12 protein-coding genes and 2 pseudogenes are annotated in these 12,975 nt (G+C 66.3%); 7 read left to right on the top strand and 7 right to left on the bottom strand.

Annotated features, from left to right (window positions below):
- Positions 1-210: 210 nt before the first annotated feature.
- The 3 genes and pseudogenes from ABFB10_RS05205 to petA all read right to left on the bottom strand — a co-directional run bounded on the left by ABFB10_RS05205 (position 211) and on the right by petA (position 2,959).
- Entirely contained in the window at positions 211-987 is a 777-nt protein-coding gene (locus ABFB10_RS05205) for a cytochrome c1 (protein ID WP_347165694.1), read from the bottom strand.
- An 18-nt stretch (positions 988-1,005) separates the two neighbouring features.
- Positions 1,006-2,347, bottom strand: a pseudogene (gene petB / locus ABFB10_RS05200) (cytochrome b).
- A gap of 12 nt (positions 2,348-2,359) precedes the next feature.
- Entirely contained in the window at positions 2,360-2,959 is a 600-nt protein-coding gene (gene petA, locus ABFB10_RS05195) for a ubiquinol-cytochrome c reductase iron-sulfur subunit (protein WP_347165693.1), read from the bottom strand.
- A gap of 282 nt (positions 2,960-3,241) precedes the next feature.
- Between petA and ABFB10_RS05190 the strand changes: the two genes are divergently transcribed.
- Positions 3,242-3,826, top strand: a complete 585-nt coding sequence (locus ABFB10_RS05190) for an outer membrane protein (protein ID WP_347165692.1) — start codon at positions 3,242-3,244, stop codon at positions 3,824-3,826.
- 168 nt (positions 3,827-3,994) lie between these two features.
- Here the strand turns inward: ABFB10_RS05190 and ABFB10_RS05185 are convergent.
- From ABFB10_RS05185 to ABFB10_RS05175, 3 genes and pseudogenes are all read right to left on the bottom strand, one after another.
- A pseudogene (locus tag ABFB10_RS05185) lies at positions 3,995-4,601 on the bottom strand (glutathione S-transferase).
- Positions 4,602-4,701: 100 nt separating this feature from the next.
- The gene (locus tag ABFB10_RS05180) at positions 4,702-5,625 is read right to left on the bottom strand and encodes a tyrosine recombinase XerC (RefSeq protein WP_347165691.1); all 924 of its coding nucleotides are present in this window, start codon (positions 5,623-5,625) and stop codon (positions 4,702-4,704) included.
- An 83-nt stretch (positions 5,626-5,708) separates the two neighbouring features.
- A complete protein-coding gene (locus ABFB10_RS05175) occupies positions 5,709-6,416 on the bottom strand; it encodes a DUF484 family protein (protein ID WP_347165690.1) in 708 nt (235 codons plus the stop codon).
- A gap of 194 nt (positions 6,417-6,610) precedes the next feature.
- Between ABFB10_RS05175 and ABFB10_RS05170 the strand changes: the two genes are divergently transcribed.
- On the top strand, positions 6,611-6,928 hold the full coding sequence (locus ABFB10_RS05170; RefSeq protein WP_347165689.1) for an antibiotic biosynthesis monooxygenase family protein: 318 nt from the start codon (positions 6,611-6,613) through the stop codon (positions 6,926-6,928).
- Here the strand turns inward: ABFB10_RS05170 and ABFB10_RS05165 are convergent.
- The gene (locus ABFB10_RS05165) at positions 6,870-7,649 is read right to left on the bottom strand and encodes a response regulator transcription factor (protein ID WP_347165688.1); all 780 of its coding nucleotides are present in this window, start codon (positions 7,647-7,649) and stop codon (positions 6,870-6,872) included. The two genes, ABFB10_RS05170 and ABFB10_RS05165, sit on opposite strands and share 59 nt — an antisense overlap.
- A 337-nt stretch (positions 7,650-7,986) precedes the next feature.
- Here ABFB10_RS05165 and ABFB10_RS05160 point away from each other — a divergent pair, with 337 nt between their 5' ends.
- From ABFB10_RS05160 to ABFB10_RS05140, 5 genes are all read left to right on the top strand, one after another.
- On the top strand, positions 7,987-8,538 hold the full coding sequence (locus ABFB10_RS05160; protein WP_347165687.1) for a hemerythrin domain-containing protein: 552 nt from the start codon (positions 7,987-7,989) through the stop codon (positions 8,536-8,538).
- Positions 8,539-8,724: 186 nt separating this feature from the next.
- Positions 8,725-9,705, top strand: coding sequence for a family 8 glycosyl hydrolase (locus ABFB10_RS05155; RefSeq protein ID WP_347165686.1), 981 nt, complete (start codon positions 8,725-8,727; stop codon positions 9,703-9,705).
- Between the two features lie 114 nt (positions 9,706-9,819).
- Positions 9,820-9,963: a hypothetical protein gene (locus tag ABFB10_RS05150; RefSeq protein ID WP_347165685.1), complete on the top strand. Its 144-nt coding sequence runs from the start codon at positions 9,820-9,822 to the stop codon at positions 9,961-9,963.
- Positions 9,964-10,069: 106 nt separating this feature from the next.
- Positions 10,070-10,993, top strand: coding sequence for a biotin/lipoyl attachment domain-containing protein (locus tag ABFB10_RS05145; RefSeq protein ID WP_347165684.1), 924 nt, complete (start codon positions 10,070-10,072; stop codon positions 10,991-10,993).
- A complete protein-coding gene (locus ABFB10_RS05140; protein WP_347165683.1) occupies positions 10,993-12,972 on the top strand; it encodes a glycosyltransferase in 1,980 nt (659 codons plus the stop codon). Before ABFB10_RS05145 ends, ABFB10_RS05140 begins: the two co-directional genes overlap by 1 nt.
- Positions 12,973-12,975: the final 3 nt, after the last annotated feature.

Raw genomic sequence — 12,975 nt, 5'->3', positions numbered from 1 at the left:
CGGCGGACAGGATGAGAGCGGCAGGCTCCGCTCAACCGAGCGGGGCCGACAGGCCCGCCCGGCAGGGCGAGAGAGGCAGGGCGCTACCAGCAGGGAAGGACCGGCGAAGGTGCCGCAGGGCAGGACCCACCGGCACGCCCCCCAACAGGCCCGAACACGAAAAAGCCCCGCCGGATTGGCGGGGCTTTTCCTGTTTCGAAGCAGCGGAGCTTAGTCCTTGCGGTGCTTGATCGGGTACCAGAGGCGCTTGTTGACGAGGTACAGCAGCACCGACAGGACGACGAGGAAGAACACGCCGACGAAACCGGCCTGCTTGCGCTCCATCATCTTGGGTTCGGCGGTCCACATCAGGAAGGCCGCAAGGTCGGCGGACTCGTGGTGCAGGTCGTTGGCGTGGCCGTCGTCAAAGTCGACGTCCTCGCCCGCCAGCGGCGGCGCCATCGAGATCCAGCCGCCCGGGAAGGCGGTGTTCTCGTAGAGCGTTGCGCCTGCCTCGGTCTTGGTCTCGCCGGTGTAGCCGGTCAGCAGCGAGGCGATGTATTCCGCGCCGCCCATGCCGTTGAACAGCTGGCTGAGGCCGGTGCCGTAGGGGCCGTGGAAGCCCGCACGCGCCTTGGCCATCATCGACAGGTCCGGTGCGCCGACGCCGTTGTTTTCCGGGAAGTGGTCGGTCGGAACCGCCGTGCGGAAATCGTCCAGCTCGTCGTCGAAGACTTCGAACTGGCTGGCGTAGGCGATGACCTGCTCTTCGTTGTAACCCAGCGCTTCGAGGTCGCGCAGGGGAACGTATTTCAGGCCGTGGCAGGCCGAGCAGACCTCGGTGTAGACCTTGAGACCGCGCTGCAGCTGCATCTGGTCATAGGTGCCGAAGGGGCCTTCGAACGAAAACGCGAAGTCCTCGATGTGGGCTTCCCCTCCGGCGGCATAGGCGCCGCCGGTCATCAGGCCAAGGGCCGTCAGGGCCGAGAGGGTGAGTTTCCTGAACATCTCAAACGGTCCTTTCTCTTACTCGGCCGGGTTGACGGCGGTCTTGGTGCCGCCGGACTTCGCGTAATGCGCGTCGAAGTCGGCCTCGATGGTGTCGGGCTGGGCCAGCGGTTTCTCGATCACGCCAAGCAGCGGCAGGATCACCGAGGAAGTAGGCGAACCAATAGGCCGAGGCGATCAGCGAGAAGGTCGCATAGGGCTCTTCCGCGGGCATGGCACCCAGCCACATCAGCGCGAAGAAGTCGATGACCAGCAGCCAGAACCACCACTTGAACATCGGGCGATACCGGCCCGAACGCACCGAGGAGGTATCCAGCCAGGGCGCCAGCGCCATGACCGCGATCGCACCGAACATCGCCAGCACGCCGAAGAACTTGGCGTCGATGATGCCGCCGGTCACGAAGGACGCGATCTGCACGACCCAGACGTCACCGGTGAAGGCGCGCAGGATGGCGTAGAAGGGCAGGAAGTACCATTCCGGCACGATGTGCGCGGGGGTCACCAGCGGGTTCGCCTCGATGTAGTTGTCGGGGTGGCCCAGGTAGTTCGGCATGAAGCCGACGATGGCGAAGAAGACGGCCAGGATCACCGCAAGGGCGAAGAGGTCCTTGATCACGTAGTAGGGCCAGAACGGAACGGTGTCCTTCTCGGCCTCGGCCTTCGAGCCGCGACGCACTTCGACACCGGTCGGGTTGTTGTTGCCCGTGGTGTGGAAGGCCCAGATGTGCACGGCAACCAGCGCCGCGATCACGAAGGGCAGCAGGTAGTGCAGCGAGAAGAAGCGGTTCAGCGTGGCGTTGTCCACCGCCGGTCCGCCCAGCAGCCAGGTCTGGATCGGCTCGCCGACCAGGGGGATGGCGCCGAAGAGGCCGGTGATCACGGTCGCGCCCCAGAAGGACATCTGACCCCAGGGCAGAACGTAGCCCATGAAGGCGGTGCCCATCATGCAGAGGTAGATCAGCATGCCGATGATCCAGGTGATCTCGCGCGGGGCCTTGTACGAGCCGTAGTAGAGGCCGCGGAAGATATGCGCGTAGACCGCGACGAAGAACAGCGAGGCGCCGTTCATGTGCAGGTAGCGGATGAAGTGCCCGCCGTTCACGTTGCGCATGATGTGTTCGATCGAGGCGAAGGCCAGATCGACATGCGGCGTGTAGTGCATCACGAGGATGATCCCGGTGATGATCTGCAGGGCAAGGCAGAAGGTCAGGATGATGCCCCAGATCCACATCCAGTTCAGGTTCTTGGGTGTGGGGATCATGATGGTGTCATAGAGAAGACCAACCACCGGAAGGCGGGTGTGCACCCACTTCTCGATGCCCGACTTCGGTTCGTAATGATCGTGCGGAATACCGGCCATTGTGCGCGCTCCTTAACCCAGAAGGATGGTCGTATCGTCGAGGAACTCGGCAGGCGGAACCGGCAGGTTCTGCGGCGCGGGTCCGCGACGGATGCGGCCAGCGGTGTCGTAGTGCGAGCCGTGGCAGGGGCAGAACCAGCCGCCCTGGCCGCTGTCCAGCGCGAAGTCGCCGGCATTGCCGATCGGCACGCAGCCAAGGTGGGTGCAGACGCCCATCATGACCAGCCAGGGGCTGTCGGCGCCCGGCTCTGCGCCCGGCGGCAGCAGGCCGCGGTTCGCATCCGAGGCGTCAGAGCCCGCGGGAATGTTGGCGTTGCGGGCATCTGTATCGACCAGCTCGGACATCTCGACGCCCTTGGCGGCCTCGATTTCCTCGGGGGTGCGAAGGCGGATGAAGACCGGCTTGCCCAGCCACTTGACCGTCAGCTGCGTGCCTTCGCCGATGCCCGAGACGTCGACGCGGATCGTCGACAGGGCGCGCACGTCGAGTAAGGGGTTCATCTGATTGACGAGCGGCCAGACCGCCGCGCCCGTGGCGACTGCCCCGGCGCCTGCGGCGGCATAGTAGAGGAAGTCCCTACGGGTGCCTTCGTGGGTATCTGCGTTTGACACGAGGTTCTCTCCGTTTTTCTTGGGGCGCGTGAGACCCACAACAAAACCTGTAGCCGCAGAGAGATTCTGCGACCCGTTCCGGTGCCGGTGTGTAACGGCACGCTTGTATGTGGTAAAGAACACAAAAGCCTCGCTTTGGGCGCAGCGCGGATGTGTCGCGGTTGAAACACCCCCATGCGAGTGATTATGTCCGCGTGACACTCACTGGAGCGCCCTTCATGCGCAAACTGATTCTGACTTCGGCGCTTGTCGCCGCCTGCGCCGCCCCCGCGGCGCGCCGAGATGGAACTGTCGTTCTATTCCGGCTGGCAGACCTCGCCGCACAGCCGCGCCACCGGCACCTTGCCGGGCGGCGGCGACTACAATGCGCTGATCGGCTGGGAAGGCAATTCCTTCGAGATGCCGCCCTACTACGGCGTGCGCGGCACCTGGTGGCGGAGCGAGACGCTGGGCTTCGGTCTCGAATTCACCCACGCCAAGGTCTATGCCGACAAGGGCGACCGCGAGGCTCTGGGCTTCTCGGCGATGGAATTCACCGACGGCCACAATATCATCACCGCCAACGTGATGCGCCGCTGGCCGAACCAGTGGGGCGCCGCGACGCCCTATGTCGGCGGCGGCATCGGCTTTGCCATGCCGCATGTGGACGTGGAGCATCCGAACGGCAAGACCTTCGGCTATCAGGTCACCGGACCGGCGGCACGCGCCACGGCGGGTGTGAGCTATCCGATCAACGACCGCTTCTCGGTTTTCGGCGAATACCAGTTCACCTATTCGTGGAACGAGGCGGATCTGGACGGCGGCGGCTCTTTGAAGACCGACATCAAGACCAACGCGGTCAACTTCGGCCTGTCGCTGAACTTCTGACCGGGCGGGGCGCGCGCGCCCTGTGATGTGACGCCGGGGCGCGGGCCTCGGCGCACGCGCTGGCCTGATCGGGTGAGCTCGGCGGGCGGGCCACAACTCAGGCAGCACGCGCAGGGCGCGACCCATACCGCCCTGCGGTTGGGTGGGTGTGCAGCCCACCCCCTGTTTTCAGCCCTGCGGCGCGGTTGCGACCATCGAGGGCCGGGCCGCGAAGCCTTCGAACCATTTCGCCAGCGTGGCGTGCCCGGCGCGCCAGTCGCGGTCGCCGTGGCGGAAGTCGATATAGGCCAGCGCGCAGCCGACCGAGATATGCCCCATGGTCACCGGTCCGGACAGAACGCCCATCCACATGGCCTCCAGCGCGCCCATGGTGCGGTCGGCCTTGGCCCATTGCGCCTCGATCCAGTCCTCGAACTGCTTTTCCTGCGGGCGCAGGCGCATCTCGTAGGACATGGCAACGGTCGAGATCCATGATGCCGTCGCCGGTGGCCTCCAGCGTCAGCACGTCCCAGAGCCGCGAGGCGGGGTAGAGGTTCGCCCCGGCCCGGTCGTCGAGAAAGCGGCAGATCACCCGGCTGTCATACAGCGTCGGGCCGTCGTTTCGTTCCAGCGCCGGAATGCGGTAGGTGGGATTGGCGGCCAGCACGCGCGGGTCCGGGTTCAGCGCCGTCGTGGTCACCTTGACCATCTCGACATCGTCCTGCTGCCCGGTCTCGTGCAGGGTCACGCGGACCTTGCGGACAAAGGGCGATGCGTCGGATTGCAGCAGTTTCATGGGCCGTTTCCTCCCGGGCTTTGGCGCGCGCACAGTCGGACGGGGACCGGGGCGCGTCAAGAGGCGGCGAAGGCCGGTGACGGGGCCGGACCGGACCGCGTCACGCCTTGGGGTGCGTCGCCTCGTAGACCTTCATCAGGTGGACCTCGTCGACCGCCGTATAGGCCTGCGTGGTGGACAGCGAGGCATGGCCCAGCAGTTCCTGTATCGCGCGCAGGTCGCCGCCCGCGCCCAGCAGATGCGTGGCAAAGCTGTGGCGCATGGCGTGCGGCGTCGCCGTGGCGGGCAGGCCAAGCTGCATGCGGGCCTGTTCCGTCGCCTTGGCGATCAGGCGCGGGTTCAGCGGCCCGCCGCGCGCGCCGCGAAACACCGCCGCGTCCGGCTCCATGGGGTAGGGGCACAGGGCCAGATAGCTCTCTACCGCGCGCCGCGCCACCGGCAGGACCGGCACGATGCGCTCTTTGCGGCCCTTGCCGAGGATGCGCAGCGACTCGCCCAGCGGCAGGTCGCGCCCGGTCAGCCCCAGCGCCTCGGAGATCCGCAGTCCGCAGCCGTAAAGCAGGGTCACCACCGCCATGTCGCGCGCGCTTTGCCAGGTTGTCTGCGACTGCATCCCGACGGTGTCGATCATCGCGCGGGCGGCGTCCTCGGTCAGCGGGCGGGGCAGTTTCTTCTGGAACTTCGGCGCCCGGGCGGACAGCACCGCCGTCGGCTCGAACCCTTCGCGCTGCGCCAGCCAGCGGTAGAAGCTCTTCACCGCCGACAGCTTGCGCGCGACCGACCGGGCCGCCAGCCCCTCGCGGCGCAGATGCGCCATCCAGGCCCGCATGTCCGGGGTGGTGACGCGCGCCAGCGGCGCCAGCCCCTGCGGTTCGGCGTGATGGGCGGTCAGGAAGGCGACGAATTCCACCGCGTCGGCGCGATAGGCCTCCAGCGTGTTGGCGGAGGCGTTCCTGAGCGCCTTCTGGGCGTCGAGCCAGCCGGACAGGGCGTCACGGGCGGCGGGGGAAATGGTCAGGGTCATGGCAGGGTCCTTAGCGCGCGGCGCGGTCCAGAGCGGGTCCCCCGAAACCGGGCGCGGGGCAGGGCGCGCCCGGGTCGTGCGTATCAGCCAAGCCAGCGGCGCATGGCGCGCTCGAAGACACCGGCGAAGAAGGCCAGCAGGTCGGTGCCCTGCTGCGGCGTGAACTGGTGCGGATCCTCGGACCCCATGACCAGCAGGCCGGGCAGGCGGCCCGGGCCGAAGTCCAGCTTCAGGCAGGCCTCGGAGCGGATCCAGCTGCCGTCCTCGCCGTAGATGCGGGGGTCGCCGCGTTCGACCTGCCGCAGCGTGACCGTCCGCACCGGGGCCGAGCGGCCCTCGGATACGAAGCGGTCGGCAAAGCCCGGCGCGGCCACGGTCAGCACCTCGCCGAGACGGTCGACCACGGTGTCGTTGCCGTCCTGCGCGGTTTCCAGCACAAGGCGGATGCGGTCGACGCGCAGGATCTGCGCGACCTCGCCGCCAAGGTCCTTCAGGAAGGGTTCGAACTCCAGCGGGTCCAGCATGCGCAGCACGGCGCGGTGGATCTGGTTGGTCCCGGCAAGGTTCTCGTAGGCGGCGGCGATGACCGAGCGGTGCGTATCCTCCAGCCGGTCGAGCCGGGTTTCCAGCCGCTCCATGGCGATGCCGCGCAGGTCGACGATATTGCCGCCCATGGCGCGCTCGTTGGCCGAGATCAGCGCCTGCATCAGGTCCTTGTCGTCCAGAATCATGTCCGGACGCGAGATGATCGACTCGCGAAGGGACTCCTCGATTCGCTTGGTACTGGTCATGTCGGTCCTGTGTGCTGCGCTGCTCGCCCCGGCGACATTGTTGCGCCGGCTACCATTTTTGGTTTCATCCTGTTTGGCCCCCGCTGCGGTCCCCTGTCAAGGCAATCCGCCCGGCGGGGCGGACGGCGCCACGCAGGCGCGGAGGTTTGGACACGCCCGCGTTTCGTGGCAATGTGGGCGGAGGAGGAGCCGCCATGCCACAGATTTCAGCCCAGAGCAGCCACCAGACCGTCCTGACCACCTTCGAGACAAGCCCGGGCAATTGCCAGGACCTGCTGGAGGCCCTGCAAGAGGCTTATTCGGGCTTCATCTCGCAGCAGCCCGGCTTTATCGCGGTCGGCCTGCATGTGAACGACGCCCAGACCCGGATCGCCAATTATTCCCAGTGGGAGCGGCGCGAGGATTTCCTTGCCATGCTGCGATCCGACCGGATGCGAGAGACCAACCGGCGGCTCAACACCCTGTGCCGCAGTTTCGAACCGGTGCTCTACGAGGTGGCGGCGACCTTCTGACGCCCGCGCGGCTGCCCCGCCGACAGGCGGTCAGGCGGCGATGACGGCGTCCTGAGGGCGGGCGGCAAGGCGGAACCCGGCGCCGCGCACGGTTTCGATGTCCGGGCAGTCGGCCACGGCGGCCAGTGCAGGCGCGCAGGTTGCAGATATAGACGTCGAAGACCCGCGGATCGGGCTCTTCCTCCAGCCCGTAGATGTGGCTCAGCAGCGCGGCGCGGGTCACAAGCCTGCCGGGACGCAGGGCGATGTATTCCAGCAGCTCGTACAACTTCGGGCTCAGCTTCATCGGGCAGTTCAGCACATAGGCCTGACGGCGGTTCAGGTCGAGCCGCAGGGCGCCGTAGTCGATCTGCGGCTGGGGCAGGCCATGGGCGCGCCGCGCCACCGCCTCCAGCATGACCACCGCCTCTTCGAGGGGCCGGTCGGTGGCGATGACCGTGTCGGCCCCGGCCTCCAGCCACAGGGCGACCTGCGCGGCAGAGGCCCCGCGCGCGATCAGGACGATGGGCATGCCGGCCGCCGCGCGCCGCAGGATCGGCAGCGACAGGCCATGCGGGCCGATCTGGCCGGCGCCGAGGATCAGCAGGTCGGCGCCGCCAAGGCCGAGGAAATGCGGGATGTCCTCGATCCGGTCGGTCCGCGTCAGCAGGGTGCCGGTGCCGAGGATCCGGGCGGCGAGGCTCATAAGGGTCCAGTCGGTTTCTGCGATCAGGTAGCGCATTCGTCGATCCTCACGCTCTGAGGCGGGGCCAGCGGCGACCCGGGCGGGCCACGCGCATGGCGGTCTCGGGTCCGGGGTTCCGGCCTTCTGGCGGTGCGGACCGTTGCGGCGCATTCTGTCGCTGGGCCAGAGGGGTAGCGGCGAAATGTGGTCAGACTGTGACAGCCCCGCTGCGCGCGCCCTCTGTAGGGGGCAGAACATCCGGCGCATTTGACCGGCTTTGTCCGTGTCGCTCTTGTCTGCCGGGCCGACAGGAGGCCCGGTCTTTGTGCGCCAGCCGCAAGAGCCTGTGCGCGGGCGGCGTTGACTTCATCCGCGCCCTGACCACCTTTGCGCCATGACCGACGATCTTGACCTTCTCAGCCGCGAGGGCCTTCCCGAGGCGCTGCGCATCCTTCTGGCCGACTACCCGCGCACGGGCTGGCAGGCGCATCCGAATTTTGCCGGGCTGGTCGAGTTCTGGCTGGACCGGCACATGATGTTCCGCCGCCTCTGCGACGCGCTGCGCAGCGATGCCGAGCAGGCGGTGGACGGGCGTCTGGACCCGCAGGCCATGCAGGGGCGCCTGTCGCGCTACGGCGGGATGCTGGTGCAGCAGTTGCACGGCCACCACCAGATCGAGGACATGCATTATTTTCCCGTGCTGGTGAAACGCGAGGCGAGGCTGGAGCGCGGCTTCGAGATCCTCGACCGCGATCACCACGCGCTGGACGGGCTGCTGGAGCGGTTCACCCGCTCTGCCAACGGTGTCCTGCAAGGCCGGACCGAAGCCGGGGCCTTCCAAGAGGAAGTGGTGTCGTTCGAACGCTTCCTGAACCGCCATCTGGAAGACGAGGAAGAGCTGATCGTTCCGGTCATCCTGCGCGACGGTGCCGAGGGGCTGCACTAGGGGCGCGCGCCCCGGCGCGATGCGGCTGTTCGGACGGCGGTTCGACACTCAGACGTCAGCGGCCAAACATTGCGTTTGAAACGTGGAACTTCAGCCGGACGCGTGGCAGCATCGGGATGGGGACGGGTCCCGCAGGGGCGGGTCGTCAAAGGCGCCACCGGGTTGCCGCATATCGTCGAGGGCCAAATGAAAAGACGCAATGTGATACTGGCCTTGCCGAGTTTTGCCGCCCTGCCAAGCTGGGCACAGCCGCAGGGGGATGCCTGGAGCCAGTGGAAGGCGGCGTACCTCGCGGACGACGGGCGCGTGGTGGACAATGGAAACCGCGGGATCAGCCATTCCGAGGGGCAGGCCTACGGGCTTGTGCTGGCGCAGGCCCTGGGCGACCGCGCGGCCTTTGACCGGATCGAACGCTGGACCCGGGCCAACCTTGCGGTGCGGTCCGATGGGCTGCTGGCCTGGCGCTGGCCGGTGCGGGGGCCGGACGACCTGAGAGTGGCGAGCGACGGCGACCTGCTGCGCGCCTGGGCGCTGCTGCGCGCCACCCGGGATTCCGGCTGGCGGGACCATGCGGACAAGCTTGCGCAGATTTGCCGGGCCCTTGTCGCAGAGTGCCTGGTCCCCGACCCGCGAGCGCCCGACGAGCTGCTGCTGCGGCCCGCGCTTCACATGACGGCCACGCGCGACTCCGTCATCGTGAATCCCTCGTATTACATGATCCGGGCGCTGATCGAGCTGGGCGAGGCCACGGGCGCGGACGAACTCTTGCGCACGGCGGCCCATGGCGAGCGTCTGCTGCAGGATCCGGACGCCCTGCGGGACTGGATCAACGTCACGCCGCAGGGCATCGAACCCGCGCCGGATCTGTCGACCGCCTTCGGCTGGGACGCGCTGCGCATTCCGCTTTACCTTTTCTGGTCCGGGCGCGCGGACCATGCCGCACTGGAATTCGCCGGCACCCGTTTCGCGGCGGCCACCCTGGACCGCCATGTGGCGACGGTGACCGACCCCTCGGGGAGGATGCTGGAGCAAAGCGATGCGGCGGGCTTTCGGGCCGTGGCGGATCTTGCGGCAGGCAGGCCGCCGACCGCACCGCGCCCCGGTCAGGGGTATTATGCCGATACGCTTGCGCTTCTGGCGCAGGTCGCCTGGCGCGAAGGGGGATGATCGCCACCCCGTAACGCCTTGGTGCCCGCCACAGATTCCCGAAGAAGGGGTCGCTTTCCAATCCGATCAGCAATACAACCCAAGGCAGAGTAACTGTGGGAGGGGAGACCCAGCATGAAATTGCTACGTCTGATGCTCAGCATCGTGCTGATTGCGGGTGCCCTGTGGGTCATTGTCATCGAGCAAATGGCCGGGGCGAGTGCAAATGCCTTCGTCAATGCGCCGATGGTGACCATTCGCGCCAATACGTACCGGTGATCTCAGCCTGCCCGACACTCCTTTCGGTGCGCGGGTTCACAAGGGAGAGATCATTGCCACGATTGACGATCCGCTGGTCGATACCGTTCGGCTGAACGACCTGCGGATGGAGCGGGCGTTCACCGAGGCAGAGATTGCCCGCATCGAGGACGACCTGAACAGCACCCGGGACATGCAGAACAGCCTGTTGGCGCGTTCGGAAACGTTCCGCGCCGCGCGGCTGAAGGAACTGACCACCCGTCTCGAACATGCCCGCCTGCGGCTTGCCATCCTTGAGGGCGGCGATCTGCCGGAGAACATCGATCAGGACGTGCTCTCGCTGGTTGGCGAACTGCCGGGCCGCATTCCCATGGAGCCGGGGCTGGCGCCCCTTGTCCTCGATCACGCGCGCGAACGCGTCGAGGTGCTGGAGATCGCCCTCGCAACAGCGCAGGACGGTGTGTTTCTTGGCGACGGCTACAACGATTCACCCAATGCCGAGCAGCGCGCAACAGAGCTGGAAGGCGCCATCCTGCAGCTTGAGAACGCGCTTGCAGAGGCGAAAAGCAGACTGAACGCGATAACCACGCGAAGCCAGCGCGAGAACCTGCGTGTGAACACCGCCAATGGCGGTGAAATCGCCTCGCCGGTCAACGGGCTGTACTGGGAGCTTCTGCAAGCCGATGGCGTCAACGTCCAGCGGGGCGATCCGATCCTCAGGCTGGTGAACTGTGACGCAACCTTTGTGTCGCTCTCCGTGACGGAACGGATTTTCAACTCGCTGCAAATCGGCGAGCCCGCCTCGTTCCGCCTGACCGGCAGGGAAAAGGTCTACGAGGGCACGGTGGCCCGTCTGGCCGGTGCGGGGGCGGAAAGGATTTACCAGAACCTTGCCGTGTCGCCTTCGACGAAGCACCTCGAACGCTATGACGTATCCCTTTTGGTGCCGGAGCTGACCGCCGACAGCGAGCGCGGCTGTTCTATCGGTCGCACCGGGCGTGCCTTCTTTGACGAGCGCCCCCTCGATTGGGTCCGGGCCCTGCTGAACTGATGCTGCCCTTTCCGCATCTCGGGGAACTGGGCTCTGCCGCCATGCATCTGCTTCTGGTGATCGGTGTCGGGTCTTTGATGCCCTTTGTCATCGATTCCCGGCGGCCCCGGCACCGCGCGCTGCTGCTGGGCATCGCGGGTCTGCTTGCCCTGCGGTACATGTGGTGGCGCGCGACACAGACGCTTGCGCCTGCCGAGCTCAGTTTCGACATGGTTGGAAGCTGGCTGCTTTTTGCCCTCGAAGCCTTTTCGGTTCTGGGGTCCTTGAGTGCCTTCGTGATCCTGTCGCGCTACAAGCTGCGCAGCAAGGAGGCCGACGCCCATGCTGGTTGGTGGGGAGAGCGGGATCCGCGGGTCGCGATCCTGATTGCGACCTACAACGAAGACAGGGACGTGCTGGAACGAACCATCGTCGGCGCCAAGTTCCTGCGGCATCAGAACAAGGAAATCATCGTTTGCGACGACAATCGGCGGGATTGGCTGCGCGACTTCTGCGCCGAGCTGCAGGTGCGTTACATGTGCCGCCCGACCAACGAGGGCCAGAAGGCCGGGAACATCAATCACGCGCTGGACCGGTTGGCCGAGGATGCGGTTCCGCCTGACTTCGTCGCCGTGCTCGACGCCGATTTCGTCCCGCACCGGGGCTTCCTGTCGCGGTCCCTTGCGCTGTTTCACGACCCCGAGGTCGGACTTGTCCAGACGCCGCAGCATTTTTTCAATCAGGATCCGATCCAGCACAACTTCAATCTGGGGCGGTCCTATCCCGACGAACAGCGGTTCTTCTTCGACCACATGCAGCCCTCGCGCGATGGCTGGGGCATTGCCTTTTGCTGCGGCACATCCTCTGTGGTCCGCTGGACCGCGCTGCGCGAGATTGGCGGGTTCAACACCGAGTCCGTCACCGAGGACTTCATGCTGACGCTGGCGCTGCAAAACGCGGGCTGGCGGTCCGTCTACCTGGCAGAGCCGCTGTCCGAAGGGCTGGCACCGGAGGGCCTGAAAGAATACGTCACGCAGCGCGCGCGCTGGTGCCTTGGCCTGATGCAGATTGCACGGTCGTCGCTGGGACCGCTGTCGGCCAACAACCTGCGCCTGCGCGACCGCTGGAGCGTGGTGGATTCGATCCTCTACTGGACAACCACCTATCCGTTCCGCATCGCGGCCATCGTATTTCCGCTACTGTACTGGTTCTTCGACGTCGTCGTCGTGAATGCGCGGTTGCCCGATGTGATCAGCTATTTCGGCGCCTATTACCTTTGGGTCCTGTTCACGCTGAACTTCCTGACCCGTGGCATGGTCGTGCCGATCCTGAACGATGTCAGCCAGCTTCTGGGGGCGATCCCGATCACCCGCGCCGCCTTCACGGGATTGTTCAAGCCGCATGGGCACCCTTTCTCGGTCACGGCAAAAGGCGGAGACCGGTCACGGGTCGTGGTGCAGTGGCGCCTGATGATGCCGTTCCTGATCGGCTTCGTTCTGACGCTTGCCGGGTTGCTTCTGGGCATCGTCTTCGACCACTACGCGACCTTTTCCGCCGGCGACGGAAAATGGGTCATCCTGTTCTGGAGCCTGTACAACCTGGCCGTGCTGGCCGTGACCTGCCTTGCCTGCATCGAGCGCCCGCGCAAGGAACTTCATGTCAGCGACAGGCCGGAACGCGCGGTCTTTTGGAAGGACGGGGAGCAGCACGACCTGTGGATCACCTCGCTGACAATGGACACGGTGCGCATCCGCGGCCTGAAAATCCCGGTTCAGGCGCGCGGTCAGCTGCTGGTCGAGGACATCCCCGGGCCGATTGAAACCTATGCGATTGCCGAAGTGTCGGACGGTCTGCGCCTTCAGCTCCTGCCGACGGATGCGCAACGGGAAGCCTTGTTCGTGAAGTTCTACGCGGAAGGCCACGAGCCCGGGGTGACCGAGGTCAGGCTCAAGCGGCTGACCCGGGACATCGTTCGGGGCTTCGGTATCTGGCGCAGCTGACGC

The organism is Ponticoccus litoralis (assembly GCF_039769985.1).
In the GTDB taxonomy this organism is placed as follows: Bacteria; Pseudomonadota; Alphaproteobacteria; order Rhodobacterales; family Rhodobacteraceae; genus Ponticoccus; species Ponticoccus litoralis.
Note: the sequence above shows the minus strand (reverse complement) of the source record. Positions and strands in the feature narration are given on the sequence as shown.

Excerpts from the sequence above, each read along its gene's own strand:
- ABFB10_RS05205 (WP_347165694.1), bottom strand. The coding sequence starts at position 987 with ATGTTCAGGAAACTCACCCTCTCGGCCCTGACGGCCCTTGGCCTGATG.
- ABFB10_RS05190 (WP_347165692.1), top strand. The coding sequence starts at position 3,242 with ATGGAACTGTCGTTCTATTCCGGCTGGCAGACCTCGCCGCACAGCCGC.
- ABFB10_RS05180 (WP_347165691.1), bottom strand. The coding sequence starts at position 5,625 with ATGACCCTGACCATTTCCCCCGCCGCCCGTGACGCCCTGTCCGGCTGG.
- ABFB10_RS05175 (WP_347165690.1), bottom strand. The coding sequence starts at position 6,416 with ATGACCAGTACCAAGCGAATCGAGGAGTCCCTTCGCGAGTCGATCATC.
- ABFB10_RS05170 (WP_347165689.1), top strand. The coding sequence starts at position 6,611 with ATGCCACAGATTTCAGCCCAGAGCAGCCACCAGACCGTCCTGACCACC.
- ABFB10_RS05165 (WP_347165688.1), bottom strand. The coding sequence starts at position 7,649 with ATGCGCTACCTGATCGCAGAAACCGACTGGACCCTTATGAGCCTCGCC.
- ABFB10_RS05160 (WP_347165687.1), top strand. The coding sequence starts at position 7,987 with ATGACCGACGATCTTGACCTTCTCAGCCGCGAGGGCCTTCCCGAGGCG.
- ABFB10_RS05155 (WP_347165686.1), top strand. The coding sequence starts at position 8,725 with ATGAAAAGACGCAATGTGATACTGGCCTTGCCGAGTTTTGCCGCCCTG.
- ABFB10_RS05150 (WP_347165685.1), top strand. The coding sequence starts at position 9,820 with ATGAAATTGCTACGTCTGATGCTCAGCATCGTGCTGATTGCGGGTGCC.
- ABFB10_RS05145 (WP_347165684.1), top strand. The coding sequence starts at position 10,070 with ATGGAGCGGGCGTTCACCGAGGCAGAGATTGCCCGCATCGAGGACGAC.
- ABFB10_RS05140 (WP_347165683.1), top strand. The coding sequence starts at position 10,993 with ATGCTGCCCTTTCCGCATCTCGGGGAACTGGGCTCTGCCGCCATGCAT.